23 protein-coding genes are annotated in these 26,396 nt (G+C 66.8%); 13 read left to right on the top strand and 10 right to left on the bottom strand.

All coding sequences use genetic code 11. The features are described from left to right. Position 1: 1 nt before the first annotated feature. On the top strand, positions 2–598 hold the full coding sequence (locus CL52_RS06450; protein WP_041106994.1) for a cytochrome c3 family protein: 597 nt from the start codon (positions 2–4) through the stop codon (positions 596–598). A 430-nt stretch (positions 599–1,028) separates the two neighbouring features. After that, the gene (locus CL52_RS06445) at positions 1,029–1,814 is read left to right on the top strand and encodes a dienelactone hydrolase family protein (RefSeq protein WP_041106996.1); all 786 of its coding nucleotides are present in this window, start codon (positions 1,029–1,031) and stop codon (positions 1,812–1,814) included. A gap of 35 nt (positions 1,815–1,849) precedes the next feature. Here the strand turns inward: CL52_RS06445 and CL52_RS06440 are convergent, their stop codons facing one another. From CL52_RS06440 to tcdA, 3 genes are all read right to left on the bottom strand, one after another. Next, positions 1,850–2,974, bottom strand: coding sequence for a GNAT family N-acetyltransferase (locus tag CL52_RS06440; RefSeq protein WP_043219188.1), 1,125 nt, complete (start codon positions 2,972–2,974; stop codon positions 1,850–1,852). Positions 2,975–3,070: 96 nt separating this feature from the next. Next, complete coding sequence (locus CL52_RS06435; RefSeq protein ID WP_041106999.1) at positions 3,071–4,360, bottom strand: OprO/OprP family phosphate-selective porin; 1,290 nt, start codon at positions 4,358–4,360, stop codon at positions 3,071–3,073. 200 nt (positions 4,361–4,560) lie between these two features. After that, positions 4,561–5,370, bottom strand: a complete 810-nt coding sequence (gene tcdA, locus CL52_RS06430) for a tRNA cyclic N6-threonylcarbamoyladenosine(37) synthase TcdA (protein WP_043219187.1) — start codon at positions 5,368–5,370, stop codon at positions 4,561–4,563. A gap of 170 nt (positions 5,371–5,540) precedes the next feature. Between tcdA and CL52_RS06425 the strand changes: the two genes are divergently transcribed. The 4 genes from CL52_RS06425 to CL52_RS06410 all read left to right on the top strand — a co-directional run bounded on the left by CL52_RS06425 (position 5,541) and on the right by CL52_RS06410 (position 10,561). Beyond that, positions 5,541–8,129 carry a glycosyltransferase gene (locus tag CL52_RS06425; protein ID WP_043219185.1) on the top strand — a complete coding sequence of 863 codons (2,589 nt, stop codon included), beginning with the start codon at positions 5,541–5,543 and terminating at the stop codon, positions 8,127–8,129. 89 nt (positions 8,130–8,218) lie between these two features. Then, positions 8,219–9,367, top strand: coding sequence for a succinyl-diaminopimelate desuccinylase (gene dapE, locus CL52_RS06420; protein WP_043219183.1), 1,149 nt, complete (start codon positions 8,219–8,221; stop codon positions 9,365–9,367). Continuing rightward, the gene (locus CL52_RS06415; RefSeq protein ID WP_041107007.1) at positions 9,361–10,164 is read left to right on the top strand and encodes a putative RNA methyltransferase; all 804 of its coding nucleotides are present in this window, start codon (positions 9,361–9,363) and stop codon (positions 10,162–10,164) included. Before dapE ends, CL52_RS06415 begins: the two co-directional genes overlap by 7 nt. A gap of 25 nt (positions 10,165–10,189) precedes the next feature. After that, positions 10,190–10,561 (top strand): hypothetical protein, encoded by a 372-nt coding sequence (locus CL52_RS06410; protein ID WP_043219182.1) that lies wholly within the window; start codon positions 10,190–10,192, stop codon positions 10,559–10,561. A gap of 389 nt (positions 10,562–10,950) precedes the next feature. Here the strand turns inward: CL52_RS06410 and CL52_RS06405 are convergent, their stop codons facing one another. The 4 genes from CL52_RS06405 to CL52_RS06390 form a co-directional block, all read right to left on the bottom strand. Next, on the bottom strand, positions 10,951–11,160 hold the full coding sequence (locus CL52_RS06405) for a cold-shock protein (protein WP_041107010.1): 210 nt from the start codon (positions 11,158–11,160) through the stop codon (positions 10,951–10,953). A gap of 196 nt (positions 11,161–11,356) precedes the next feature. Continuing rightward, the gene (locus tag CL52_RS06400) at positions 11,357–13,195 is read right to left on the bottom strand and encodes a GldG family protein (protein ID WP_041107012.1); all 1,839 of its coding nucleotides are present in this window, start codon (positions 13,193–13,195) and stop codon (positions 11,357–11,359) included. A gap of 13 nt (positions 13,196–13,208) precedes the next feature. After that, a complete protein-coding gene (locus tag CL52_RS06395) occupies positions 13,209–13,940 on the bottom strand; it encodes an ABC transporter permease subunit (protein ID WP_043219180.1) in 732 nt (243 codons plus the stop codon). Continuing rightward, complete coding sequence (locus tag CL52_RS06390; protein ID WP_043219179.1) at positions 13,937–14,860, bottom strand: ABC transporter ATP-binding protein; 924 nt, start codon at positions 14,858–14,860, stop codon at positions 13,937–13,939. Before CL52_RS06390 ends, CL52_RS06395 begins: the two co-directional genes overlap by 4 nt. Before the next feature lie 465 nt (positions 14,861–15,325). On the opposite strand from CL52_RS06390, the gene CL52_RS06385 reads away from it, so the two are divergent. The 7 genes from CL52_RS06385 to CL52_RS06355 all read left to right on the top strand — a co-directional run bounded on the left by CL52_RS06385 (position 15,326) and on the right by CL52_RS06355 (position 22,417). Next, positions 15,326–16,522 carry a serine hydrolase domain-containing protein gene (locus CL52_RS06385; protein ID WP_369806216.1) on the top strand — a complete coding sequence of 399 codons (1,197 nt, stop codon included), beginning with the start codon at positions 15,326–15,328 and terminating at the stop codon, positions 16,520–16,522. Between the two features lie 8 nt (positions 16,523–16,530). After that, complete coding sequence (locus CL52_RS06380; RefSeq protein ID WP_043219177.1) at positions 16,531–17,100, top strand: GNAT family N-acetyltransferase; 570 nt, start codon at positions 16,531–16,533, stop codon at positions 17,098–17,100. A 79-nt stretch (positions 17,101–17,179) separates the two neighbouring features. Next, a complete protein-coding gene (gene blaOXA, locus CL52_RS06375; protein ID WP_043219176.1) occupies positions 17,180–17,962 on the top strand; it encodes a class D beta-lactamase in 783 nt (260 codons plus the stop codon). 65 nt (positions 17,963–18,027) lie between these two features. Beyond that, a complete protein-coding gene (locus CL52_RS06370) occupies positions 18,028–18,732 on the top strand; it encodes a class I SAM-dependent methyltransferase (RefSeq protein WP_043219175.1) in 705 nt (234 codons plus the stop codon). Beyond that, on the top strand, positions 18,698–19,066 hold the full coding sequence (locus tag CL52_RS06365; RefSeq protein WP_043219173.1) for a hypothetical protein: 369 nt from the start codon (positions 18,698–18,700) through the stop codon (positions 19,064–19,066). Before CL52_RS06370 ends, CL52_RS06365 begins: the two co-directional genes overlap by 35 nt. 155 nt (positions 19,067–19,221) lie before the next feature. Further along, positions 19,222–21,708 (top strand): glycerol-3-phosphate 1-O-acyltransferase PlsB, encoded by a 2,487-nt coding sequence (plsB, locus tag CL52_RS06360; RefSeq protein ID WP_043219172.1) that lies wholly within the window; start codon positions 19,222–19,224, stop codon positions 21,706–21,708. Between the two features lie 37 nt (positions 21,709–21,745). Further along, positions 21,746–22,417 (top strand): DUF4197 domain-containing protein, encoded by a 672-nt coding sequence (locus tag CL52_RS06355; RefSeq protein ID WP_041107028.1) that lies wholly within the window; start codon positions 21,746–21,748, stop codon positions 22,415–22,417. A 634-nt stretch (positions 22,418–23,051) separates the two neighbouring features. Here the strand turns inward: CL52_RS06355 and dsbG are convergent. Genes dsbG through dsbD form a run of 3 tightly spaced genes read right to left on the bottom strand, consistent with a single transcriptional unit; the run spans position 23,052 to position 26,361 of the window. Next, positions 23,052–23,813, bottom strand: coding sequence for a thiol:disulfide interchange protein DsbG (dsbG, locus tag CL52_RS06350; RefSeq protein ID WP_043219170.1), 762 nt, complete (start codon positions 23,811–23,813; stop codon positions 23,052–23,054). Next, entirely contained in the window at positions 23,810–24,625 is an 816-nt protein-coding gene (locus CL52_RS06345; RefSeq protein ID WP_043219169.1) for a TlpA family protein disulfide reductase, read from the bottom strand. The genes dsbG and CL52_RS06345 overlap by 4 nt, the downstream gene beginning before the upstream one ends. Then, positions 24,625–26,361, bottom strand: coding sequence for a protein-disulfide reductase DsbD (dsbD, locus tag CL52_RS06340; protein WP_043219167.1), 1,737 nt, complete (start codon positions 26,359–26,361; stop codon positions 24,625–24,627). Before dsbD ends, CL52_RS06345 begins: the two co-directional genes overlap by 1 nt. Positions 26,362–26,396 lie beyond the last annotated feature (35 nt).

Below are 26,396 nucleotides of genomic sequence, written 5' to 3'. Positions count from 1 at the left end.
AATGAAGTCGATAATGGCCATGCTCAAGCGCTACTGGGGCGTGCTGCGTCGCCCCAGCGTGCACTACAGCCTCGGCGTGCTAACCCTTGGCGGCTTCATCGCCGGGATCATCTTCTGGGGCGGCTTCAACACCGCGCTGGAAGCGACCAACACGGAGGCGTTCTGCATCTCTTGTCACGAGATGGAAAGCAACGTCTACGTCGAGATCAAGGACACCATCCACTACACCAACCGCTCCGGCGTGCGCGCCACCTGCCCGGACTGCCATGTGCCGCACGAATGGACCGACAAGATCGCGCGCAAGATGCAGGCCTCCAAGGAGGTCTGGGGCAAGATCTTCGGCACCATCAATACCCGCGAGAAGTTCCTCGAGAAGCGCCGCGAACTGGCCGAGCACGAATGGGCGCGGCTCAAGGCCAACGATTCGCTGGAGTGCCGCAACTGCCACGACTTCGACTTCATGGACTTCACTCGCCAGAGTCCGCGTGCAGCCAAGTTCCACTCCACCGCCCTGGCCAACGGCGAAGCGACCTGCATCGATTGCCACAAAGGGATCGCCCACCGCCTGCCGGACATGAAGGGGGTGCCGGGCTGGTAAGGAGCCCGGCCCTCGGCCAGCGCCGCGACCGTAGGGTGGAAAACCGCAAAGCGTTTTCCACGCGCCCCGTTGCGTAAGGCATCGAGCCTGGCGGACCCTCGCAGCCGGCGACCCCACGCGTGGATGAGGCGGCGCCGTCATCCACCCTACGGCCCCCCACAAGCGCCGCCCGATCTCCCGAGCGGCAGGCGCCGGATGTAGGGTGGAAAACCGCAAAGCGTTTTCCACGCGCCCCGTGGCGTAAGGCACCGAGCCTGGCGGCCCTCGCAGCCGGCGAACCCACGCGTGGATGAGGTGCACCGTCATCCACGCCACCTCCTGGCAAGCCGGGCGATCGGCGCCAGAACCCTTCCCCTGCCAACGGGTCGAAGAGTCGCTATCCTTCTGTGACACCTCACTCTGCCGTACTGCCCGTCAAGGAGACTCCCCGATGCGCCACTGCCTGTTCGGCCTGCTCATGGCTGCCAGCGTCGCTGCCCACGCCGAAATCCAGACCCAGGAAATCCCCTACAAGGCTGCCGACGGCACCGAAATGATCGGCTACTACGCCTATGACGATGCGATCGAGGGTCCGCGTCCGGGCGTGGTGGTCGTGCACGAATGGTGGGGGCTCAACGACTATGCCAAGCGCCGAGCTCGCGACCTGGCCGAACTCGGCTACAGCGCGCTGGCCATCGACATGTACGGCGAGGGCAAGAACACCGAGCATCCTAAGGATGCGATGAGTTTCATGAAGGCCGCGCTGGCCGATGCCGACGCCGCCAAGGGCCGCTTCAACGCCGGCCTCGACCTGCTGCGTCAACAGCAGCAGACCGATACCCGCAAGCTCGCCGCGGTGGGCTACTGTTTCGGCGGCAAAGTGGTACTGGACATGGCGCGCCAGGGTGTGCCGCTGGCCGGCGTGGTGAGTTTCCACGGCGCACTGGCCACCGAGACGCGCGCCGTGCCGGGCAGCGTCAAGGCGCGCGTGCTGGTCGAGCATGGTGCCGAGGACAGCATGGTCAGCACCGACGATGTTGCCGCGCTGAACGTGGAAATGGTCAAGGCGGGCGCGGACTACCGGTTCGTCAGCCTGCCAGGCGCCAAGCATGGCTTCACCAACCCGGGCGCCGATGCCTTCAAGGAAAAGGGCCTCGATCTGGCCTACAACAAGCAGGCCGACGAACGCTCCTGGAACGACATGCGGCGCTTCCTCGAGGAAACCTTCAGCCGCTGAGGCTGGCACAAGCCGGTCGCATCGGCCGGCTTCGTTCAGCCCTGGCGATACGGCAGCGCGGCCTGCGCCGCCTGCCGATAGGCCAGTACGCCGACGCGCTCCTGGCCAAGAAAGTCGGCAACAGCCGCACGCAATCCCGGGTGCGCCAGGTAATGCCATGAACGGGTGATCACCGGCTCGAAACCGCGGATAAGTTTGTGTTCCCCCTGCGCGCCGGCATCGAAACGCCGCAGGCCGCTGGCAATCGCCCACTCGATGCCCTGGTAGAAACAGGTCTCGAAGTGCAGCCGGTCGAACTCGGCCAGGCAGCCCCAGTAACGGCCGTACAGCGTGTCGTCATCGCACAGGCAGAACGCCATCGCCACCGGCCGCTCGCCCTGGCGCACCCAGATCAGGCGAATCGCCTCGGGCATCCGCTCGGCCAGCAGGCTGAAGAAGCTGCGCGTCAGGTAAGGAGCCTGGCCGCGTACCTGGTAGGTATTGGCGTAGCAGGCGTAGACGAAATCCCAGTCGGCCTCGCTCAGCTCCCCGCCGCTGCGCCAGTCGAACGCCAACCCCTGCCCCGCCACCTGTTCTCGTTCCTTGCGCAACTGCTTGCGCTTGCGCGAGGCGAGGGCATCGAGAAAGTCCTGGAAGTCGCGATAACCGCGGTTGTGCCAGTGGAACTGGCAGCCGATGCGCTCGAGCCAGCCATCCCGCCCGGCGAGCAGCGCATCGGCTGCCGGCTCGCTGAAATTCAGATGCAGCCCCGACAGGCCGGCGGCGTCGAGCCCGCGGCTCAGCTCGTCAAGCACTCCGGCCGCCGCCTGCGCATCACCCAGCAGGCGCTGCCCGGCGACCGGCGAAAAAGGCACCGCACAGAGCAGCTTGGGGTAGTAGCGAATGCCGGCTCGCTGGCAGGCATCGGCCCAGGCCCAGTCGAATACGTACTCGCCATAGGAGTGTGCCTTGCGATACAGCGGCAACGCGGCGCGCGGCACGCCATCGGCATCCAGCAGCAGGCGATGCTCGGGCTGCCAGCCACTGCGGCCACCCACGCTGCCACTGTCTTCGAGCGAAGACAGAAAGGCGTGGCGCAGGAACGGCTGGCGGTTCGCGAGCAAGGCGTCCCAGTGCTGGGCGGGAATATCCGCGAGCCGGGAAAGAGTCTGGATGGGCATGCGCGCAGTCTGCCCGGCCTCGGCGACGAAAAAAACCCCGCCAGTCGGCGGGGTTCAAGGGAGCGTTACGGATGAAGAGATGAAACGACGTGTCGGTTAGAACACGTACTGAGCGCGCAGGCTGATGGCGTCGCCGTCGTCGTCGCCATTGGCGTTGACTACGTCGTCGACGCTGGTCTTCAGGTAGTTGGCCGACAGCTTGACCGACTCGTTGGCGTACCAGTTCACACCGATGGTGTGGGTCTTGGCACCGGCTTCTGCGCTGTCCAGCGCACCGACATAACCGCTCGGGGCGATACCGGTCTCGTCGACGGTGATGTCGTCGAAGCGGTAGAAGACTTCCCAGGCGCCGGTACGCTTGTTTTCCGGCTTGATCTTGTCGAACTTGCCGCCGTCGAGCTTGTAGGAGCGCGACTCACCGGTGAGGGTGTAGGCCAGCTGCACGTTGTAGCCGGTGGCTTCGAGGTCTTCGAAACCTTCCATGCCATCGACGGTACGGGTCAGGTATTCACCCTGCACCGAGAACGGGCCGATCATGTAGGCCGCTTCCAGGCCCCAGGCCTGATCGGTGCCGTCGGTCATGGTGCCGCCGAAAGTGGCACGGTTGCCGTTGGCGCTGTCTTCGGTGGTGCCGCGCACCGACAGGCGCGGACGGATGCGCTCGCGGTAGCCTTCTTCCACGTCGCGGCTGCCGAAGCTCGCGCCCAGGTGCAGCACCTGGTCCTTCTCGACGATCGGTGCGATCACGCCACGCAGCACGAAGCTGGTGTTGTTGGAGCCATCTTCGTCCTCGAGCATGTCGGCGCCTTCGCCGCCGTCCTGACGATAGGCACCGGCCTCACCGTGGAACATGCCGACGGTGGTGCGCAGGCGGACACCTTCGCCATCTTCGTGGCTGTTCAGCCAGGGCGCCAGGTCATAGATCGAGGAACGCTCGATCGCGGTGATCCACTTGGAGCTGATCGCTTCTTCCAGGCCGAAGGTCGGTTTGATGCGGCCGATCGACAGCTGCACCGGCTCCCAGCCGTTGTAGTGGATCGCCAGCTCGTCCCAGTTGCTCGAGTCATTGGTGAAGTTGCGGTTGAAGGTGTAGCCCCAGTCGGTGAAGGCAACGCCGGAGATTTCCAGACGCGCGCGGCGGAAGTAGGTCTCGTCGGCGCGCTCGCCGTTCTGGGTGTAGAAACCGTCGAAGCTGTCGGCATCGGCCTGCAGGCGACCGTTGATCTTGAAGGAGAACTCCTTGTCGGTGGTCCCGACCTCCAGGCCTCCCTTGGTCTTGATAACGAGATCGGCGCCATCGGTGGTGACGGTGCCGGCGAAAGCCTGGGCGGAAACGGCCAGAGCCAGGGCGCTGGCAGCGAAACCGGCGAAGTGCTTGCGGATCATCCAAAATTCCCCTTTATGTTTAGCGTCGGAAACACACGAGTTGGGCTCTTTGTGTTGCGGGGGAATGTTGGCGAGCGGTTATTGCAGCCAAGTGGCTGTTGCGTAAAGGTTTTGTGACACGGGAACTTTTGCCCGAAGCGCGTCGCAGAGCGGCTGGCCAGCCATTGACGACGAGCGGTAGCGCGCCGCGGTGCGCTCGATCAGTCGCGCCCGGCGCGCTCGCTGGGCCGCCGCGCACCGGCTACCAGCTTGTCCACCGCGCGTGCGGCGGCGACCATGCCGAAGCTCGCGGTGACCATCATCGCGGCGCCGAAGCCGCCGGCACAGTCGAGCTTGACGCCCTCGCCGACGAAGCTCTTGCTCTGGCAGACCCCGCCGTCCGGCTTGGGGTAGCGCAGCTGTTCGGTGGAGAACACGCACGGCACGCTGTAGGTTCGCCCCGGTGTGCGCGAGAAGCCGTACTCGCGGCGCAGCAGCGAGCGCACCTTGGCCGCGAGCGGGTCGTTGTAGGTCTTGTTCAGATCGGCGACCTGGATCTGTGTCGGGTCGACCTGCCCGCCGGCGCCGCCGGTGGCGACGATCTGGATCTTGCGGCGCTTGCACCAGGCGATCAGCGCAGCCTTGGCCGGTACGCTGTCGATGCAGTCGATGACGCAGTCGAGGTCTTCGGTGATGTACTCGGCCATGGTCTCGCGGGTGACGAAGTCGGCCACGGCATGCACCCGACAGGCTGGGTTGATCGCGCGGATGCGCGCGGCCATCTCGTCGACCTTCGGCTTGCCCACGGCGCCGTCGATGGCCTGGATCTGCCGGTTGGTATTGGTGATGCAGACATCGTCCAGGTCGAACAGGCTGATCTCGCCGACGCCGCTGCGCGCCAGGGCCTCGGCGACCCAGGAACCGACCCCGCCGAGCCCGACCACCGCCACGTGCGCAGCGGCCAGCCGCTCGAGCCCGTCGCGCCCGTAAAGCCTGGCTATGCCGCCGAAACGCTGCTCATCGACCGTCATCTCACACCCCCCGAAAACCAGCCGCGATTATAGGTGTTCGGGGCTGCCGAATCGCAATCGGCGCGCCCTTTTCGGGCCCTCTATACAGCCGTCGAGGCCGAGAGTAGGATGCGCGCCAGCCGGCGTCCGCCGGTCCTTCCCTTCGTTCCTTCTCCTGGAACTTCGCACCGATGTCTGCTCGCAAATTGGGTCTCAACCTGGTCATGGTCGTGGCCGTGGCCTCGCTGTTCACTGGCCTGTGGGCCTGGTTCAACCAACCGGTGGATGCACCGGACTGGCCCGACCAGATCTCCGGCTATTCGTTTTCCCCGTTCCGCCTGCACCAGTCGCCCCAGGACAACATCTACCCGAGCGACGACGAGATCCGCGCCGACCTCGAGCTGCTCAGCAATCAGACCGACAACATCCGTACCTATTCGGTCGACGGCACGCTCGGTGACATCCCGCACCTGGCCGAGGAACTCGGCATGCGGGTGACGCTCGGCATCTGGCTGAGCAACGACCTGGAAGCCAACGAGCGGCAGATCGCGCGTGGCATCGAGATCGCGCGCAACGAACGCAGCGTGATCCGCGTGGTGGTCGGCAACGAAGCGCTGTTTCGCGAAGAGGTGACGGTCGAACAGATGATCGGCTATCTCGACCGGGTGCGCAGCGCGCTGAAGGTCCCGGTGACCACCGCCGAACAGTGGCACATCTGGCAGAAATACCCGGAGCTGGCCCGCCACGTCGACCTCATCGCCGCCCACGTGCTGCCTTACTGGGAATTCATCCCGCGCGAAGATTCGGTGGACTTCGTGCTCGAGCGGGCCCGCGAGCTGAAGAAACAGTTCCCGAAAAAACCGCTGCTGCTGGCCGAAGTCGGCTGGCCGAGCAACGGCCGGACCCGCGGTGGCGCCGAGGCCGACCAGGCCGAGCAGGCGATCTATCTGCGCACGCTGGTCAACAAGCTCAACGCCAAGGGCTTCAACTACTTCGTCATCGAGGCCTTCGACCAACCCTGGAAGGCCGGCGAGGAAGGTGCGGTCGGCGCCTACTGGGGCGTCTACAACGCCGCGCGCCAACCCAAGTTCCCGCTCACCGGGCCGGTGGTGGAAATCCCGCAGTGGCGCCTGCTGGCCAGCGCCTCGGGCATCCTCGCGCTGCTCGCCTTGGCCCTGCTGCTGATCGACGGCAGCGCCCTGCGCCAGCGCGGGCGTACCTTCCTCACCATCGTCGCCTTTCTCGCCGCGACCATGCTGGTGTGGATCGCCTACGACTTCAGCCAGCAGTACAGCACCTGGTTCAGCCTGACCGTCGGCGTGCTGCTGGCGCTCGGTGCCCTGGGCGTGATGGTGGTACTGCTCACCGAGGCCCACGAGCTGGCCGAAACGGTGTGGAAGCGCAAGCGCGTGCGACCGTTCCTGCCGGTGACCGACGAGACCGGCTACCGGCCGATGGTGTCGGTCCACGTGCCCTGCTACAACGAGCCGCCAGAAATGGTGAAGCAGACGCTCAACGCCCTGGCGCGCCTGGACTACCCGAATTTCGAAGTGCTGGTAATCGACAACAACACCCGCGACCCCGCGGTCTGGGAGCCGGTGCAGGCGCATTGCGAAGCGCTCGGCGAGCGCTTCCGCTTCTTCCACGTCGCGCCACTGGCCGGCTTCAAGGGCGGTGCGCTGAACTATGCGCTGGAGCGCACCCATCCGGACGCCGAGGTGGTCGCGGTGATCGACTCGGACTACTGCGTCAGCCCCGACTGGCTGCGCCACATGGTGCCGCACTTCGCCGATCCGAAAATCGCCGTGGTGCAGTCGCCGCAGGATTATCGCGACGAGCATGAGTCGCTGTTCAAGAAGCTCTGCTACGCCGAATACAAGGGCTTCTTCCACATCGGCATGGTCACGCGCAACGACCGCGACGCGATCATCCAGCACGGCACCATGACCATGACCCGGCGCAAGGTGCTCGACGAGCTGAAATGGGCCGACTGGTGCATCACCGAGGATGCCGAGCTGGGCCTGCGGGTGTTCGAGAAAGGGCTGTCGGCGGCCTATTTCGAACAGAGCTACGGCAAGGGCCTGATGCCCGACACCTTCATCGACTTCAAGAAGCAGCGCTTCCGCTGGGCCTATGGCGCAATGCAGATCATGAAGCGCCATCTGGCCAGCCTGTTCTTCGGCAAGGGCAGCGAGCTGACCCGCGGCCAGCGCTACCACTTCGTCGCCGGCTGGCTGCCGTGGGTGGCCGACGGGTTGAACATCTTCTTCACCGCCGGTGCGCTGCTCTGGTCGGCGGCGATGATCATCGTCCCCAACCGGGTCGACCCGCCGCTGTTGATCTTCGCCCTGCCGCCGCTGGCATTGTTCTTCTTCAAGCTCGGCAAGATCCTGTTCCTCTATCGCCGTGCGGTGGGCGTGAATATGCGCGATGCGGCGTCGGCGGCGATCGCCGGCCTGGCACTGTCGCACACCATCGCCAAGGCCGTGCTGTTCGGCATGGTCACGCGCAGCATCCCGTTCTTCCGCACGCCGAAGATGCGCAGCAACCACGGGCTGTTGCTGGCGCTGGCGGAGGCGCGCGAGGAGGCCTTCGTCATGCTGCTGTTGTGGGGCGCCGCGCTCGGCATCGCCATCACCCAGCCGCAGCCGGGGCTGGATGTGATGTTCTGGGTCGCGGTGCTGCTGATCCAGTCGCTGCCCTATGTCGCGGCGCTGGCCATGGCGATGCTCTCGTCGTTGCCCAAGCCCGAGCAGCATGCGCAGGCCAAGCCCGCCTGAGCCTGCCGCAACACCCGCAAGGCCCGGCCCAGTCGCCGGGCGTTCTGCTTTAATATGCCGCCTTTTCCGCCCTGCCGACCGGAGCACCGATGACCGCCCCTGCCCTTTCCCCGACCCTGCAACTGGCCTGCGAGCTGATCAATCGCGCCTCGGTGACGCCTCTGGACGAAGGCTGCCAGCAGCTGATGAGCGCGCGGCTCGCCGCCTGCGGCTTTGCCGTCGAGCCGATGCGCATCGAGGACGTGGACAATTTCTGGGCACTGCGCGGCAGCGAGGGCCCGGTGCTCTGCTTCGCCGGTCACACCGACGTGGTGCCGACCGGCCCGGTCGAGGCCTGGCACAACCCGCCGTTCGCCGCGCGCATCGACGAGCAGGGCATGCTGCACGGCCGCGGCGCGGCGGACATGAAGGGCAGCCTGGCGGCCATGGTCGTGGCCGTCGAGCGCTTCGTCGCCGACCACCCGGCACACAAGGGGCAGATCGCCTTTCTCATCACCAGCGACGAGGAAGGCCCGGCGCACCACGGCACCAAGGCGGTGGTCGAGCGCCTGCGCGAGCGCGGCCAGCGGCTGGACTGGTGCATCGTCGGCGAACCGTCGAGCACCACGCTGGTCGGTGACGTAGTGAAGAACGGTCGCCGCGGCTCGCTCGGCGGCACCCTCACCGTGCGCGGCCAGCAGGGCCACGTGGCCTACCCGCACCTGGCGAAGAACCCGATCCATCTCGCCGCGCCGGCACTGGCCGAACTCGCCGCCGAGCACTGGGACGACGGCAACGCGTTCTTCCCGCCGACCAGTTTCCAGGTCTCCAACCTCAACGCCGGCACCGGCGCGACCAACGTCATTCCCGGCACCTTGACCGCGGTGTTCAACTTCCGCTTTTCCACCGAATCCACGGTCGAGGATCTGCAGCGCCGTACCGCGGCTATCCTCGACAAGCACGGCCTGGACTGGCACGTCGACTGGGCGCTGTCCGGCCTGCCGTTCCTCACCGAACCCGGCGAGCTGCTCGATGCGGTGTCGGCGAGCATTCGCGCGGTCACCGGCCGCGACACCACGCCGTCGACCAGCGGCGGCACCTCCGATGGCCGCTTCATCGCCACCCTCGGCACCCAGGTGGTCGAACTCGGCCCGGTGAACGCGACCATCCACCAGGTCGACGAGCACGTGCTGGCCAGCGACCTCGACCTGCTCGCCGAGATCTACTACCAGACCCTGGTGCGCCTGCTCGCATGCTGACCTGCCCGATCTGCCAGGCGCCGCTCGCCGCGGTCGAGCGCGGCGTCGCCTGCCCGGCCAACCACCGTTTCGACCGTGCGCGCCAGGGCTATCTGAACCTCCTGCCGGTGCAACACAAGAACAGCCGCGACCCGGGCGACAACCAGGCCATGGTCGAGGCGCGGCGGCGCTTCCTCGACGGCGGCCACTACGCGCCGCTGGCGCGGCGCCTGGCCGAACTGGCGGCCGAACGCGCGCCGCGCGCCTGGCTGGACATCGGTTGCGGCGAGGGTTACTACACCGCGCAGCTTGCCGAGGCTCTGCCAGCGGCCGAAGGCTACGCGCTGGATATTTCGCGCGAAGCGATCAAGCGCGCCTGCAAGCGCGCGCCACAATTGGAGTGGCTGGTGGCGAGCATGGCGCGCGTGCCGCTGGCCGATGCCAGCTGCGACCTGCTGGCCAGCGTGTTCAGCCCGCTGGACTGGGCCGAGGCTCGACGTCTGCTCGCGCCCGGCGGCGGCCTGCTGCGCATGGGGCCGACCCGCGAGCACCTTTGGGAGCTGCGCGAACGGCTCTACGACGAGGTGCGCGAATACGACGACGAGAAGCACCTGGCGCTGATTCCCGACGGCATGCACCTGGCGCACAGCGAGACGCTGACCTACCACTTGCAGCTCGACGATGCCCAGGCCCGAAGCGACCTGCTGGCGATGACCCCGCACGGCTGGCGCGCCAGCGCTGAACGCCGCGCCGCGGTGATCGACGCACCGCTCGCCGTGCGGGTTGCGATACGCTACGACTGGATCGAGCGCGACTGATACCGACTCATACGAGGCAGCCCAGATGCGGCAACCGGACATCGAAATCTACCTGAAGGACGCCAGCCAGGACGCCGTCGGCCAGTGGCTGACCGAAGCCATCGGCCCCTGTACGCCCTGGCAGCAGAAAGGCCAGACGTTCAAGTGCAGCGCCGCCGGCATTCCGGTGACCTGGCTGCCCAATGCGGTCGGCAAGTGGCACTGCCTGCTGCTGGAAAGCGACGCCACGCCCTGGGCCGACGACATCGCCTGCGCCCGCGCGGCGCATCAGGCGCTCGGCGTGCAGGTCCGCTGCGCACCGGGCGGCTGGAGCGAAGACGAAGCCGAGGACGACGCCGACCGCTGGATCCGCATCGATGCCGATGGCGAGCAGGAGATCGTCTGGCGCACGGGTTGAGCGCGCCAGGGTCGCAGGCGCCCGCTCCCCCGGACCGCCGCCTCGCCGGTTCCTGGTGGGCTGAAGCCCACCCTACCGCCCAGGTACTCCTTCGCAGGGTGGGCTTCAGCCCACCGCCAACCCTCAGCCTGACGGGCCCCTGGTCGCTGAGTCCCAGCGCCACCTGCCCTACCGCCCAGCTGCGCATCCCGTAGGGTGGGCTTCAGCCCACCGCCAACCTCAGCCTGACCGGCCCCTGGTCGCTGAGCCCCAGCGCCACCCGCCCCTACCGCCCGGCTGCGCTTCCCGTAGGGTGGGCTTCAGCCCACCGTGCACCCTCACCCGAAATCACCGCCCGGAAACGACAAAGCCCGCCATCACGGCGGGCTTTGTGCTTATAGCGGCCGGAGTCAGAGGCCGGCAACATCCTCGGCCTGCAGGCCCTTCTGGCCCTGGATCACCGAGAACTCCACCTGCTGACCTTCGGTCAGCGAACGGTGGCCTTCGCCACGGATCGCCCGGTAGTGGACGAACACGTCAGCGCCACTGCCGCGCTGAATGAATCCATAGCCCTTGGCATCGTTGAACCACTTGACGGTTCCGACTTCGCGCTCAGCCATCTGACACTTCTCCAACTCGCTTTTTTATTATTCCCCGAAGGGGCGGTATCGGTTCGCCGCTGGCCTGGCGCGTCCTGCCGGATCGTCACCCTGCCCGCGTTCACGACCGCGTTCGAGTATAGGAACAAGGTCTGCCGGTTGAAAGCCCGCACCGGGCAGGTTGTCGCCGTGCGCGACGCCCTGCCCGGCAAGCCTGTCACGCCCGGCGACGGCGGCGCCACAGCCAGAGCGCCAGTGCGGCCAGCGTCAGCAGTGCGGGCACCAGCGCGATGTTGAGGAACTTCAACGTACGGCCGAGCGCCTCGATATCGGCATTGAGCTGGTAACGCACCTCGCGCAGCTCCTTGCGGATCGCCAGCTTTTCCTGCAGGAACTGCTGCAGCGCCACCTGCTGCTCGTCGCTCAGCTCCAGCGCCTTGTCCGGCTCGGGGCTTTGCAACTCGGCGAGCTTCTGCTCGGTGGCGGCCAGGCGCTGCTGCAGCACGTCCTCTTTCTCGCGGAAGCGCGCCTCGGCCTGGCGTTGCAGCTGCTCGACGACAACGAAAGGCCGGGTGAAGCGGCCACGCGAGCGCACACTGATCAGCGCGTCGCTGCCGGCGAGGTTGTCCAGCGCGTTGATCACGAAGGCGCCGTTGTCAGCCCAGGGCTGCGGGATGCGCTGGCCGAAGAAATCCTGCACCTGCACCCACATGCGATCGGCGAGCAGGTCGGTGTCGGCGACGGCGATCACGTTGATGCCCTCGCTCTCCTTCAAGCCATCCTTGCGCCCTTCGATGCCGTTCGGATAGGCCGACTTCGCCGGGCCCTGGATGCGTGCCGCCAGCACATAGCGCTCGCCGGTCGGCTGCAACTCGCGCAGCAGCGCCTCGGGGTTCTCGAGAAACGCAAAGCGCTGCGCCTCCAGCGGCGCAGCCAGGTCAGAGCTCCTCAGCAGCGGCGTGAAGCGCGTGCTGGCGCCTTCCAGCGGTTCGAGCATGCCGGCGGTGGCCAGGGTCAGGCTCTCCAGCGGCGCGGTGACCACGTCGTCCGAATCGATCGCCTGCCGTGGCAGGCTCAGCCAACCCGGGTGGCGTACCGGCCGCCGTTCGGCGCCGACGCCTACCGACATGGCGAACGCCGCGTCGGCCACTACCTGTTGCGGTACCAGACGCACCCCCCAGGCCTTGAACAGCGGTTCGAGCTCCGAAGCACGCTCCTCGGCCAGCTGCTCGCCCGGGCCGATGCCCATGCCGGGGTCGGCTTCGCTGTAGGGGTCGACGAACACCAGCAGCTTGCCGCCGCGCATGACGAACTGGTCCACCGCGTAGAGCGTCTGCTCGGGCAACTGCTTGGGATGCACCAGCATCAGCACCGAGACGTCCTCGGGAATGGCGTCGATATCGCGGCGCAGGCTCTCGATATGGAACAGCTGGCGAATCTCCTCGAGCACCATCCACGGCGGCGTCGGCTGCTGGCTGCGCATGTCGAAGCCACCGTTGAGCTGCAGCCCCGAGAGCAACCCGACCACTGGCATCCTGGCGCTGGCCAGGCTCTGCACCAGGCGGCTGATCTCGTACTCGAGAAACTCTTCCTGATCCAGCGGGAAGAACGGAATGGTCTGGCTGGCGCCCTCGGCATTGGTGCCGGCGAGGCCGAAATAGACCTTGTCGCCGCCGCGGTCCAGCGGCACGCCCTGCAGGCCGAACCCGGCGGCCTGGTCCTCTGCCTCGGAGAACGGCTCGGGATCGATCACCTGAAGCTTGAGCTTGCCGCCGGCGGCCCGCTCGTAGGCCCGGAGCATCTCCTCGACGCGCCGTGCATAGTTGCGCAGCGCCACCAGGTCCTTGGCGGCTTCGTCGGAATAGAAGAACTTCAGCTCGATGGGCTCATCCAGCCCTTCGAGAATCCGCCGGGTGCCGTCGGAGATCGTGTAGAGCTTCTGCTCGGTCAGATCCAGCCGGGCGTTGGTCAGGCTCAGCCCCGAGAGAATGTTGAAGGCCAGGAACGCCAGCGCGATCAGCAGCAGGCCGGCACCGGAATAGATCACTCGTTTCATGTCGGCAGCTTCCTTACTGAGCTTTCTTCAGGTCGACCACCACGGCGGTGGCGGCCAGCCAGGCGACGATCAGGCTGAGGAAATACAGCAGGTCGCGCAGGTCGATGACGCCCTTGCTGATCGAGTCGAAGCGCACCAGAAAGCTCAGCGAGGCCACTGCGTCGACCAGCCACTGCGGCGCCCAGGCGAAGGCATCGAGCACCATCGGCAGGCCGCTGACGATGAACAGGAAGCTGACGCTCACCGCAAGGATGAAAGCGATCACCTGGTTCTTCGCCAGCGCCGACATGCACGAGCCGATCGCCAGGAAGGCGCCGGCCAGCAGCCAGCTGCCGAGGTAGGCGGCGACGATCACGCCGTTGTCCGGCTCGCCGAGGTAATTGACCGTGACGACCATCGGGAAGGTCAGCAGCAGCGCGAGGCCGGCGAACACCCAGGCGGCGAGAAACTTGCCGGTCACCGCCTCGAAGCGGGTGATCGGCAGGGTCATCAACAGCTCGATGGAGCCGGACTTGCGCTCCTCGGCCCACAGGCGCATGGCGATCGCCGGGACCAGGAACAGGTAGAGCCAGGTGTGAAAGCTGAAGAAGGGGGTCAGGTCAGCCTGGCCGCGCTCGTAGAAACCGCCCAGATAGAAGGTGAATACCCCGGACAGCACGAGAAAGATCAGGATGAATACGTAAGCCAGCGGCGTGGCGAAGTAGCTTGCCAGCTCACGCTTGAAGATCACGGGCAACTGGCTCATGCGGCTTCTCCACGGGTCAGGGTGCGGAACACTTCATCGAGACGGCCGCGCTCAACGTCCAGCTCGCGGATCGCCCAGCCGCGCTCGGCAATCAGCGCATTGACCTGCGGGAAGATCACGTGCCCGGGCTGCGCCAGCACGGTCAGGCTGTGCTCGCGCTCGTTGCGCTCGACACCGGCAGCACCCGGCAGGGCCGCCAGGGCAGCTTCGTCCAGCGGCCCTGCGCTGACCAGCGTGACGGCCTGGTGATACTTCGAGCGGCTCTCCAGTTCCAGCGGCGTGCCATCGGCGACCAGCCGGCCGTTGGCGATCACCACGGCGCGGGTACAGACCGCACTCACCTCTTCGAGAATATGGGTGGAAATGATGACGATCTTGTCCTGCGCCAGGCCCTGGATCAGCTGGCGCACCTGATGCTTCTGGTTCGGGTCGAGCCCGTCGGTAGGCTCGTCGAGGATCAGCACCTCGGGATCGTGCAGGATCGCCTGGGCCAGGCCGACGCGACGCTTGAAACCCTTGGACAGGGTCTCGATGCTCTGCCCCAGCACCTTCTGCAGCTCCACCTGGGCGACAGCCGCCTCGACCCGCTGACGTTTGTCCGCGCCGCGGAAACCGCGCACCTCGGCGATGAACTCGAGAAAACCACGTACCGTCATGTCGCCATAGCAAGGCGCACCTTCGGGCAGATAACCGATCAGCCGCTGGGCCTGGAGCGTCTGGATACGGATGTCGTGACCGAGAATGCGGGCAGTGCCGGAGGTCGGCGCAAGAAAGCCGGTCAGCATCTTCATCGTGGTGGACTTGCCCGCGCCATTGGGGCCGAGGAACCCCAGCACCTCTCCGCGCCGGACCTGGAACGACAGGTCGTCGACCGCGGTGTGCTGGGCAAAACGCTTGGTCAGGTTGCTTATTTCGATCATGGGCTCTCACCGGTGCGCACGAGGCCTGGCGTGCCGCCGCGCGACCCGACCCAGGCCCTGCAAAAATGCCGGCCGAACTATAAGAACAGCTACCGGACGAATGCAACCGCGCCACCGCGTCGAAAGAAGCTACGCTGAATCACGCATCACTGGTCGGACCGGGCCACCGGGAACACGACGGGCCTGCAGACACCGCCGTTGGTTGTCTCGATGCAACAGACGCGACAGTGGTTCGCGTCATCTCAATGCGGCACCCGAGGGTGTCGCGCCCGGTGGCTGACAAAGGGGCAAGCCGTGAAGTCAAGTCGTTCGAACGCAAGCAAGAACCGCCTCCCTCTCTATTGTCTGCTCGGCGCGCTCGCCAGCTCAGCGCACGGCGATGAGCCCGCGCGATATCCCGACGCTGAAGCCAGCGATCCGGCGGCGCTGGGCTGGATGGTTGGCTAGCCACCGCCGGCTGATCGCATCCTGCGCTTCGACGATGGCAGCTACTTTCGTTTCCCGCAGATGCGCTGGAGTGTCGCCAACTTCCGGCAGCTGATGCCCACCATCAATGTGTCACGCGGTCTGACTGAGCCCACCGTGCTTGAAGCGAACCCGAGCGAAGGCATCGATGCGCTGACCTTCGTCCCGCTTGGGGGTGGCGCGCCAATGACCTGGAAAGCGTCGCTTCAGGCCAATTACACCGATGGGATCATCATTCTCCATCGAGGGCGGGTGGTGTATGAGCGCTACTTCGGCGTGTTGCAACCCGAGGGGCAGCATGCCGCCATGTCGATTACCAAGACCTTTACCGGCACATTGGCGGCGCTTCTGGTGGCCGAAGGTGAGCTCGACCCCACCCGCAAGGTGGCTGAGTACGTGCCCGAACTGGCCGTATCGGCGTTCGGCAACGCCACCGTGCGCCAGCTGATGGACATGACCACCGGCATCCATTTCAGCGAGGACTACGCCGATCCCAAGGCTGAAGTATGGGCCCACGCAGCCGCAGGCAATCCCCTGCCAAAGCCGACGGATTACAAGGGCCCGCGCACCTACTATGAATTCCTGGCCACCGTTCGGCCGGAGGGCCAGCACGGCGAAGCCTTCCATTACCGCACGGCGAATGCCGATGCGCTGGGCTGGGTGCTCGCGCGAGTCAGCGGTCGCAACGTTGCCCAACTGTTGTCGGAGCGAATCTGGAGCCGGCTGGGCGCTGAACAGGACGCCTACATGTCGGTGGACTCGATCGGTACGCCGTTTGCCGGAGGCGGCCTGAACACCAGCCTGCGCGACCTTGCCCGTTTTGGCGAAATGGTGCGGAACGAAGGTCGCTACAACGGCATTCAGATCCTGCCAGCGGAGGTCGTGGCCGATATTCGGCACGGCGGGGATCGCGCAAAGTTCGCGAAGGCCGGCTACAGCCTGTTGAAGGGCTGGAGCTATCGCAACATGTGGTGGGTCACCCATAACGACCACGGTGCGTTCATGGCCCGCGGCGTTCATGGTCAGGCGCTGTATATCGACCCGAAGGCGGAGATGGTGATCGCGCGCTTCGCCAGCCACCCGATTGCAGCCAATGCGGCGAACGATCCGACGTCACTGCCGGCCTACGAGGCGGTGGCCAAGCATCTGCTCGAACATCCCGGTAGCATGCGAAAGGTGCAAACAGCCCCGGACTGAACGCGGCAATGGCTGATCTGAACGAGATCCACACCACGCGCCTGCTCCTGCGGCAATGGAAGCCAGCCGATCGTGCCCCCTTCGCCGCGATGAATGCGGACCCAAGGGTCATGCGGCACTTTCCCGCACTGCTCAGCCGGGCCGAGAGCGACGCGATGGCTGACCGCTGCCAGGCGCTGATCGAAGAACGCGGCTGGGGATTCTGGGCCGTCGAGCTGAAGGCTACTGGCACATTCATCGGCTTCGTCGGCCTGCATACGCCTTCGGCGGCCTTGCCATTCTCGCCGTGCGTGGAAATCGGCTGGCGTCTGGCCGCGGCATACTGGGGCCAGGGCCTGGCCAGCGAAGCTGCGCGGGCCGCGCTCGGGTTCGGTTTCGGCAGCCTCGATCTTTCTGAAATCGTATCCTTCACCGCGATCGAGAACCGGCGTTCACGTGCCGTGATGGAGCGCCTTGGCATGCGCGAGTCGGAGGCGTTCGAGCATCCGGGGCTGCCCGTCGGCCATCCGCTTCGCCGGCACTGCCTGTATCGGCTGGAGCGCGAGCGCTTCGCCGCGCCGTTGACTGCAGCTGACTGAGCGCGCTCGAATGGCTGGCCCCGCTGGCAGCGGCCTGCGCACAGCAGGACTTTCATCCCCCCACCAAGGACACTCTTCAATGCCTCGGCTGTTGCTAGCGCTTCTGTTGCTCGGCGCTTCCGGCGTCACTTTCGCGGAGGATGCCGAGATCGGGCGGTTGTTCGACAAGGCCCACGTTGAGGGGACGCTGGTGATCGAATCGGCTGATACCGGCCAGCGCTACGTTCACGATGAGGCCCGCGCGAACCAGCCGTTCACCGCCGCCTCCACGTTCAAGGTGTTGCACACGCTGATCGCGCTGGAGGAAGGCGCCATCGCCGGGGCGGACGAGATCATCCCCTGGGACGGCACTCATTACGAGATCGAGGACTGGAACCGCGACCAGACCTTGAAGAGCGCATTCAGGGTCAGCTGCGTCTGGTGCTACCAGAGGCTGGCCCGACGAGTGGGCGCGGCAGCCTATCCGCGCCACATCCGCCAGGCGCATTACGGGCAGCTACGCGACCCCTTCGACGCCACCGAGTTCTGGCTCGATGGCTCGCTGCGGGTCAGCGCCGTGCAGCAGGTAGGCCTGCTACGCCAGCTGGTCGCCCGCAGCCTGCCGTACCGGGCGAACGACTACGACACCCTGAAGACCATCATGCTCGCCGACAGCACCCCGGCTTACCGCCTGTACGCCAAGACCGGCTGGGCGGCTCGTAGCCAGCCCGGCATCGGCTGGTACATCGGCTATGTTGAAGTCGGCGGTCAGACCTGGCTGTTCGCGCTGAACCTGGACACCCGTGATGCGACCGATCTGCCCCTGCGCCAGCGGATCGCACTGGACGCGCTACGGGCCAAGGGCATCCTGCCTGCCGAATGAATCCTCCGGCGAATTCCGCGGCAGCCGGCGAAGCCGCGATCTATACCACCCCACACGGAGCCCCCATGCGCAGCGACGAGATCAAAGCGGTATTCGATCAACAGGCCGCCCGCTACGACGAGCGCTGGGCCAGGACCGCGCCCATTCGCGGTGCCCTGCATTTTCTTCTGGAGGCGGTGTTCGCACCGCTGCCGGCCGAGGCCCGAGTGCTGTGCATCGGTGCCGGCACCGGCGAGGAAATGCTGCACCTGGCCCAGTGCCGGCCCGGTTGGACCTTCACCGCGGTGGAGCCATCGGGCGCGATGCTGCACGTCCTCTGCGACAAGGCAACCCGAGTCGGAATCGAACAGCGCTGCCAGTTCCATGAGGGCTACCTGGAGACACTGCCCGAGCAGGCCCCCTTCGACGCGGCAACCTGCCTGCTGGTATCCCAGTTCATGCTCGAGCGCGACGCACGTATCGGCTTCTTTCGTGGCATAGCCGCCCGCCTCGGCCCGGGCGCACTATTGGCCAGCTCTGACCTGGCCGCGGACGTCACCACGCCGGCCTATGCGGCACTGCTGGAAACCTGGCTGAACATGATGACCCTCGCCGGCATTCCCGCGACGGGCCTGGAACAAATGCGTGCAGCCTATGCCCGTGACGTGGCGATACTGCCCCCCGAGCAGGTCGCAGCCATCATCGAGGCCGGCGGCTTTGCCAGTCCGGTGCCCTTCTACCAGGCCGGGCTGATCCATGCCTGGTACGCGCGGCGGGCCGATGCGCCCTAGCGCGCGGCCAGTGCCGCAGGCGCTGCTGATCGCCTCCCTCGCTGGCGCGTTGATCTGGGCATTGTCGCCCTGGGCCAGTGGTCAGGCCGAACCCTGGGACGGCGACGGTCTGTACTACAGTGGCGCGCTGTTTACCGCCGGCGTGCTGGCCGGTTTTATCGTGCCGCGACCGCTCTGGGCACAGTACCTGGGCGTCATCGTCGGTCAGGTGCTGTACCTGCTACTGTTCCTGCCAATCGGCCCGTTGCTGGCCGTCGGCCTTGTGTTCCTGCTGCTCTGGTCGCTGCTGTTCCTGGCCGGCGCCTATGCCGGCGCCCGCCTTCGTACCCGCTGACGCGCTTCGAAACGGCTGCCTAGCGAGCCATCGCAGGTCACGCGCCGGCCGGTTGCCGGTCCACCACCGCGCCGCGCAGGTTTTGCCCGCCCACCGTGCTTGCGGCACACTTGCCGCCTTCGAGGGCCTGTCCCTTCCATAGCCGAATCCACCGCATGACTCGTTCCCCCGTTCGCCGTCTGGTCTTTTCCCTGCTGCGCCGTGTGCTCTATCTCTGGGTGCGCTCGGAGACCATCAACCAGTCCGCCTTCACCCTCAAGCTCGACCGCAGCAAGCCGGTGTTCTACGTGCTGCCGCGGGCATCGCTGAGCGACCTCGCCGTGCTCGATACCGAATGCAGCAAGGCCGGGCTGCCGCGGCCGGTGGCCGAGGTGGCGGTGGGCAACCATCTGGAGCCGGCGGCATTCTTCTTTCTGGCCCCGGCGGCGGACTGGTTCGGCCGCCGCAGCCGGCCGACACCGCCTGCGCCGCTGGTGCGGCTGGTCGGCGCGCTCGAGCAGAATGCGGTGGACAATGCGCAGATCGTCCCGGTCAGCGTGTTCTGGGGCCAGTCGCCGGACCGCGAGACGAGCCCCTGGAAGCTGCTGTTCGCCGACAGCTGGGCGGTGACCGGCCGGCTGCGCAAGCTGTTGAGCATCCTCATCCTCGGCCGCAAGACGCGGGTGCAGTTCTCCACGCCGATCCAGCTCGACGAACTGGTGGCGCTGAACAAGGGCCACGAGCGCACGCTGCGCATGGTCCATCGCATGCTGCGCGTGCACTTCCGCCAGCAGAAGACCTCGGTGATCGGGCCCGACCTCTCGCACCGGCGCAACCTGGTCAAGGGCCTGGTACATGCACCGGCGGTGCGCGAGGCGATCCGCGACGAGGCCGAGCGCGAGAAGATTTCCCTCGAGAAGGCCGAAGCCAAGGCCCTGCGCTATGGCAACGAGATCGCCTCGGACTACGCCTACACGGCGGTGCGCTTCCTCGAGGTGGTGCTGTCCTGGTTCTGGAACAAGATCTACGACGGCATTCGCGTCAATCACCTGGAACCGCTGCAGGAGGCGGTACGCGGCCACGAGGTAGTCTACGTGCCCTGCCACCGCAGTCATATCGACTACCTGCTGCTGTCCTACCTGCTGTTCCGCAACGGCCTGACACCGCCGCACATCGCCGCCGGCATCAATCTCAACATGCCGGTGGTCGGCGGGCTGCTGCGCCGCGGTGGCGCCTTCTTCATGCGCCGCTCGTTCAAGGGCAACCCGCTGTATACGGCGGTGTTCAACGAGTACCTGCACACCCTCTTCACCCGCGGTTTTCCCGTCGAATACTTCGTCGAGGGCGGCCGCTCGCGCACCGGGCGCATGCTGCAACCCAAGACCGGCATGCTGGCGCTGACGCTGCGCAGCTACCTGCGCTCCTCGCGTCTGCCGGTGCTCTTCGTGCCGGTGTACATCGGCTACGAACGGGTGCTCGAAGGCCGCACCTACCTAGGCGAGCTGCGCGGCGCGGCGAAGAAGAAGGAATCGATCCTCGACATCTTCAAGGTCATCGGCGCGCTCAAGCAGCGCTTCGGCCAGGTCTGGGTCAACTTCGGCGAGCCCTTGAAGCTCGGCGAGTTCCTCGAGCAGGAGCAGCCCGGCTGGCGCCAGCAGAGCTACGCCGCCGATGCCCGCCCCGCCTGGCTCAACGACACCACCAACCGGCTGGCCGAGCGCATCGCCCAGCGTCTGAACGAAGCCGCAGCGATCAATCCGGTCAACCTGGTGGCCCTGGCGATGCTCTCGACCAACCGCCAGGCGCTGGACGAGCGTTCGCTGTCCCGGGTGCTGGACCTTTACCAGACCCTGCTGCGCGCGGTGCCCTACTCGCCGCACACGACGCTGCCCGACGGCGACGGCCAGGCACTGATCGCCTACGTCAAGGCGCTCGGGCTGATCGCCGAGCAAAAGGATGCGCTGGGCAACATCTTCTACCTGGACGAGCAGAACGCCGTCCTGATGACCTACTACCGCAACAACGTGATGCACATCCTGGCCTTGCCGGCGCTGCTGGCGAGCCTGTTCCAGAGCAGCGCGCGGATCAGCCGCGAGCAGATCCTGCGTTTTACCGAAGCGCTGTACCCCTATCTGCGCGCCGAGCTGTTCATCCGCTGGGAGGTCGAGGAGCTGCCGGAGGTGATCGACCGCTGGCTGGCGGCCTTCGTCGAGCAGGGTTTGCTCAGGATCGATGGCGACAGCTACGTGCGCCCGGCGCCAAGTTCGCGCCAGTTCGTCCTGCTGACGCTGCTGGCACGGGTCATCGTGCAGACCCTGCAGCGCTTCTACATGGCCATCTCGCTGCTGCTCAACAGCGGCCAGTACAGCCTCAGCGCCGAGGAACTGGAGAACCTGAGCACGGTGATGGCCCAGCGCCTGTCGATCCTGCATGGGCTCAACGCGCCGGAATTCTTCGACAAGACGCTGTTCCGCCACTTCATCGCCACGCTGCAGGCCGAGGGTGTGGTGCATCGCGACGAAGCCGGCAAGCTGGGCTACCACGCCATGCTTGGCGAACTCGCCGAAGGCGCCGCCAAGCGCGTGCTGCCGGCCGAGGTGCGGCTGTCGATCCGCCAGGTCGCACTGGAGCGTCATGACGAACCGGCAGCGCCGGCCAGCTGAGCCATACTTGCCCACAGTTCAAATCGGGGAATCCGCCATGCGTCGACTCATCACCCTCACCGCCGGCTTGCTGCTGGCCGCCAGCGCTCATGCGCTATCACTCGCGGACCTGACCCAGAGCGATGCCAGCGCCGGCCTCAAGGATGCGCTGGCCCAGGGCGCCAAGGTCGCCGTGCAGCAGCTCGGCCGCCCCGGCGGCTTCAGCAGCGACCCGGACGTGCGCATCGAACTGCCGGGCAACATCGGCAAGGCATCGCGCATGCTGAAGATGCTCGGCATGGGCAGTCAGGTCGAGCAGCTGGAAAACAGCATGAACCTGGCCGCCGAGAAGGCCGTGCCGGAAGCCCAGCAGCTGCTGCTCGATGCGGTGCGCAAGATGACCGTGCAGGATGCCAAGGCGATCCTGGCCGGCGGCAAGGACTCGGCCACCCAGTACCTGGACAAGTCCAGCCGCGAGCAGATTCGCGCGCGCTTCCTGCCGATCGTCAAGCAGGCCACCGATCAGGTCGGCCTGGCCCAGCAGTACAACGCGGTGGCGGCCAAGGTGCCGGCCGCGTTGAACGGCAACTACGCCAACATCGAGAGCTACGTCACCGAGCAGGCGCTCGATGGCCTGTTCACGGTAATCGCCGAGCAGGAGGCGAGCATCCGGCAGAACCCGGCAGCAGCCGCCACGAGCCTGGCGAAGAAGGTGTTCGGCGCGCTTTGAGACCTGTGATCCGGGCGTTCCCGCCTGCACATCCGCGGTGGGCTGAAGCCCACCCTACCGGGCTACCGGATCGCCTGCCCGCATGGATGGCTTCGGCCATCCACCCTACGTAGGGTGGAAAACGCGCGCAGCGCTTTTCCACACCGCCCCCATCGCCCCCCGAACCGTGGGGTGGGCTTCAGCCCACCTACCGGCTACCGGATCGCCTGCCCGAGTGGATGGCTTCGGCCATCCACGCTACGTAGGGTGGAAAACGCGCGCAGCGCTTTTCCACACCGCCCACCCCCAGAGCCGCCCCGAACCCCTAGGGGGGCTTCAGCCCACCTACCAGCTACCGGGTCGCCTGCCCGCGTGGATGGCTTTGGCCATCCACCCTACGTAGGGTGGAAAACGCGCGCAGCGCTTTTCCACACCGCCCCCAGAGCCGCCCCGAATCCTAGGGGGACTTCAGCCCACCCACCGGCTACCGAGTCGCCTGCCCGCATGGATGGCTTCGGCCATCCACCCTACGTAGGGTGGAAAACGCGCGCAGCGCTTTTCCACGCCACCCCCAAAGCCGCCGCGAAATCGTAGGGTGGGCTTCAGCCCACCAACGCGCTAACAACCCAGGCACCCCTTCCCTCAGGAACCGGCCTCAGCGTGGCCCCATGATCTGCTCCAGCGCATCGGGCTGCGGCGCGCCCTGATGTTGCTGCAGGCGCCCGTTGGCATCCATGTAGAAGATCGCCGGCGTCGCCGCCGCACCGGTCTCGCCCATCAGCATCAGGTTATCGTCGAGCTTCTGGCGCATCGCCGCCGAGACTTTCTCCTGCGGCTTGAGCGTGCTGGCCTTGCCGGCGGATTCATGCTCTTCCAGCGCCGCCTCCGGGTCGTTCGCCGCCAGCAGCGCAGCGGACTTGCCCAGGCTGTCGGCACGCAGCATGCCGACCATGACATGGCGCAACTGCACCTTGCCGGACTCGACCCAGGGCCGGGCCTGCTTCCAGAACATGTTGCAGTAAGGACAATTGGGGTCGCTGAACACGTAGACCACGCGCGGCGCGTCGTCCTCGCCGTCGGCGATCCAGGTTGCCTTCTCCAGGCGCGACCACATTTCCTTGCCCAGCGGCTCGTAGACCAGCTTTTCCAGCGGAGCGCGAGACAGATCGTCGCCCTTGGCATCGAGCAGGCTACCGATCAGCACGTGCTCGCCGTCGGGCGTCAGGTACAGGGCGATGCCCTGGCCGTTGTAGCGCGCCGCATAGCCCTTGAGCCCGCCGGGCGCCTCGAAGCTGCCTACCACCTGGGCGCCACGCGCCTCGACGGCGCGGATCGGTTCCGGCCACTGTTCGGCCTGCACGAACGAAGTGCCCAGCAGGCCGAGGCCGGCAAGGAGAAACGGAGCGGTTCGAATCACTGCGGGGATTCCTCTTTCAGTACTTCCAGAGCCCGCGCCAGACTGGCACGGGAGAGTTCACCGAGATGGCTGCCGACCTGGCGGCCCTCGGCGTCGTAGAACAGCGTGGTGGGCAGCGCGGTGGAGCCGACGTGCTGGCCGAGGCGGCCGCCGCTGTCGAGCAGGACATTGTCCAGCGCCAGACCCTGAGCGGCGAAGAAGCGCTCGATCTCGCCGCTACCCTCGCCCTGGTTGACGAACAGGAACAGCGTGTCCTGCTCCCTTGCCTGAGCCTCGGCCAGTACCGGCATCTCGCGTCGGCACGGCGGGCACCAGGTTGCCCAGAGGTTGACCACCAGCGGCTGGCCGGCGTAGTCCTCCAGTGCCACCGGGCGGCCCTCGGCGTCGCGCAGCGCCAGCTCGGGCAGGCGCGTGCCCTGCTCCAGTGAATGCAGCACGTAGCTGCCGCTGCCCCAGGCCAGCACGCCGGTCGCCAGCGCGATGCCCAGCGGCTTGCGCAGCCCGCGGTCACGCCAGCCCTGCCAGGCACCGAGCGCCAGCGCCGCCAGCAGCCCCGGCCAGGCGATGAAACCGCCGTCGCGGATGTCGATCACCCGCCACGGCTCGCCCTGAAAATGCTCGAAATAGCGCACCACGAACGCCAACCGGGCAACGAGCAGGCCCACCAGCAACAGGTGGAACAGCTGGCGCTCGGGATTGCAGCCATGGCGCCGGCCAACCCACCAACCGACTACCGTCGCCAGCAACAGGCTGCCCAGCAACAGTACATGCGGCATCGCCAGGGCCAGGGACCCGACGTTCAGCGTCAACATCAACCTTGCTCCCGTGTCTGCTTCCAGTGTTCGAGGAATTCCCGCGCGCCGACCTCACCGGTGATGCGCCGATCACGACGCTCCTTGCCATCAGGGCCGATCCACAGCAGGGTCGGCGGGCCGAGCACGCCATAGCGCGTGAGCAGCTCGCGGCTGGCGGCGTTGCTCGCGGTGACATCCGGGCGCAGCAGCCGCACGCCCGCCAGGCTCGCCTGCACCTCGGCATTGCCGAACACCTCCTTTTCCATGACCTTGCAGGACACGCACCAGTCGGCGTAATAGTCGACCAGCACCCATTGGCCTTGCGCCTGCGCCGCCGCCAGTTCGCGGTCCAGCACCGCCGGCTCGCTGAAGGTCAGCGCCTGCTGTTCGTGGACGCGCTCGAGCGGCGCCGCACCGGCATAGACCGCCAGCGGCCGCCAAGGGTCGCTCGCCCCGCCCGCGGCACCGAGCAGCATCGCCGCTCCCCACAGGCCGCACAGCACACCAGCCGCACGCGACGGCACCTGGCCACGCCCGAGCTGGCCGGCCAGGTGTAGCAGCACGACGGCACCACTCAGCAACAGCGCGCCCCAGAGCCCGAGCCATTGCCAGTCCTGCAGCAGCGGACGCGCGACCAGGAGCGCCGCGGCGAGAAAGAAGAAGCCGAAGGCCACCTTGACCCGCTCCATCCAGGGCCCCGGCTTCGGCAGGAAGCGGCTGCCGACGGTGACCAGCAACAACAGTGGCGTGCCGATCCCCAGCCCCAGGACGAACAGCACCAGGCCGCCCTGTAGCGCGCTGCCGCTCTGCGCGATATAGAGCAGCGCCGCGGCCAGCGGCGCGGTCATGCAGGGGCCGACCAGCAGGCCCGACAACACGCCCAGCGCCGCCGCACCCGCGAGGCTGCCGCCACGCTGGCGATCACCGGCACGTTGCAGGCGATCACGCAGCACCGCCGGCAGCTGCAGCTCGAACAGGCCGAACATCGGCAGCGCGAGAAAGACGAACAGCGCAGCGAAGCTGCCGAGCAGCCAGGGCTGCTGCAGCGCCGCCTGCAGGTTGGCACCGAGCAATGCGGCAAGCACGCCGAGCGCCGCATACACCAGCGCCATGCTGAGCACGTAACTGCCGGCCAGGGCGACCCCGCGCCTTGGCGTGGCGCCCCCGCCGACGACGATGCCGGCGAGGATCGGCAGCATCGGCAATGAACATGGGGTAAAGGCCAGCAGCAGGCCGAGGCCGAAGAACAGCAGCAGGCTCCAGGCGAGCGTCTGGCTGGCCAGGCCGCTGGCCAGCGCCTGGTCCTTGGCTTGCGCCTCAGGTGCCGGCGCCGCGGCAGCACCATCAAGCGCGACCTCGCGGGTCTGCGGCGGGTAGCACAGCCCGGCATCGGCACAGCCCTGCCAGCCCAGACGTACGCTTGCCTCGCCCCCCGGCGGGACGATCAGTTCGAGGCTGCCGCGATAGACCTCCTGATCACCGAAGAATTCGTCGCTGTGCGGCTCGCCCGCGGGCAACGGCGGCTGGCGCTCGGCCGGCAGACCGTCGAACTTCAAGCGCTGCTGGTAGAGGTAATAGCCCGGCGCGATCTGCCAGTGCAGGCGCGTGGCGCCCGACTCCTCAGGGCTGACGGTCAGGGCGAAGGCCTCATCGACCGGCAGGAAATCGGTTTGCGCACTGGCGCCGAACAGGCCGCCGGCCGGCAGCGCGAGACCGGGCGCAAGCAGAAACAGGCAAAACAGCAGGGCGCGCATGAACATTCCTTACAGACCACGAAAACGCCGTGCAG

The sequence above is a fragment of the Stutzerimonas balearica DSM 6083 genome, from assembly GCF_000818015.1.
GTDB lineage: Bacteria > Pseudomonadota > Gammaproteobacteria > Pseudomonadales > Pseudomonadaceae > Stutzerimonas > Stutzerimonas balearica.
Note: the sequence above shows the minus strand (reverse complement) of the source record. Positions and strands in the feature narration are given on the sequence as shown.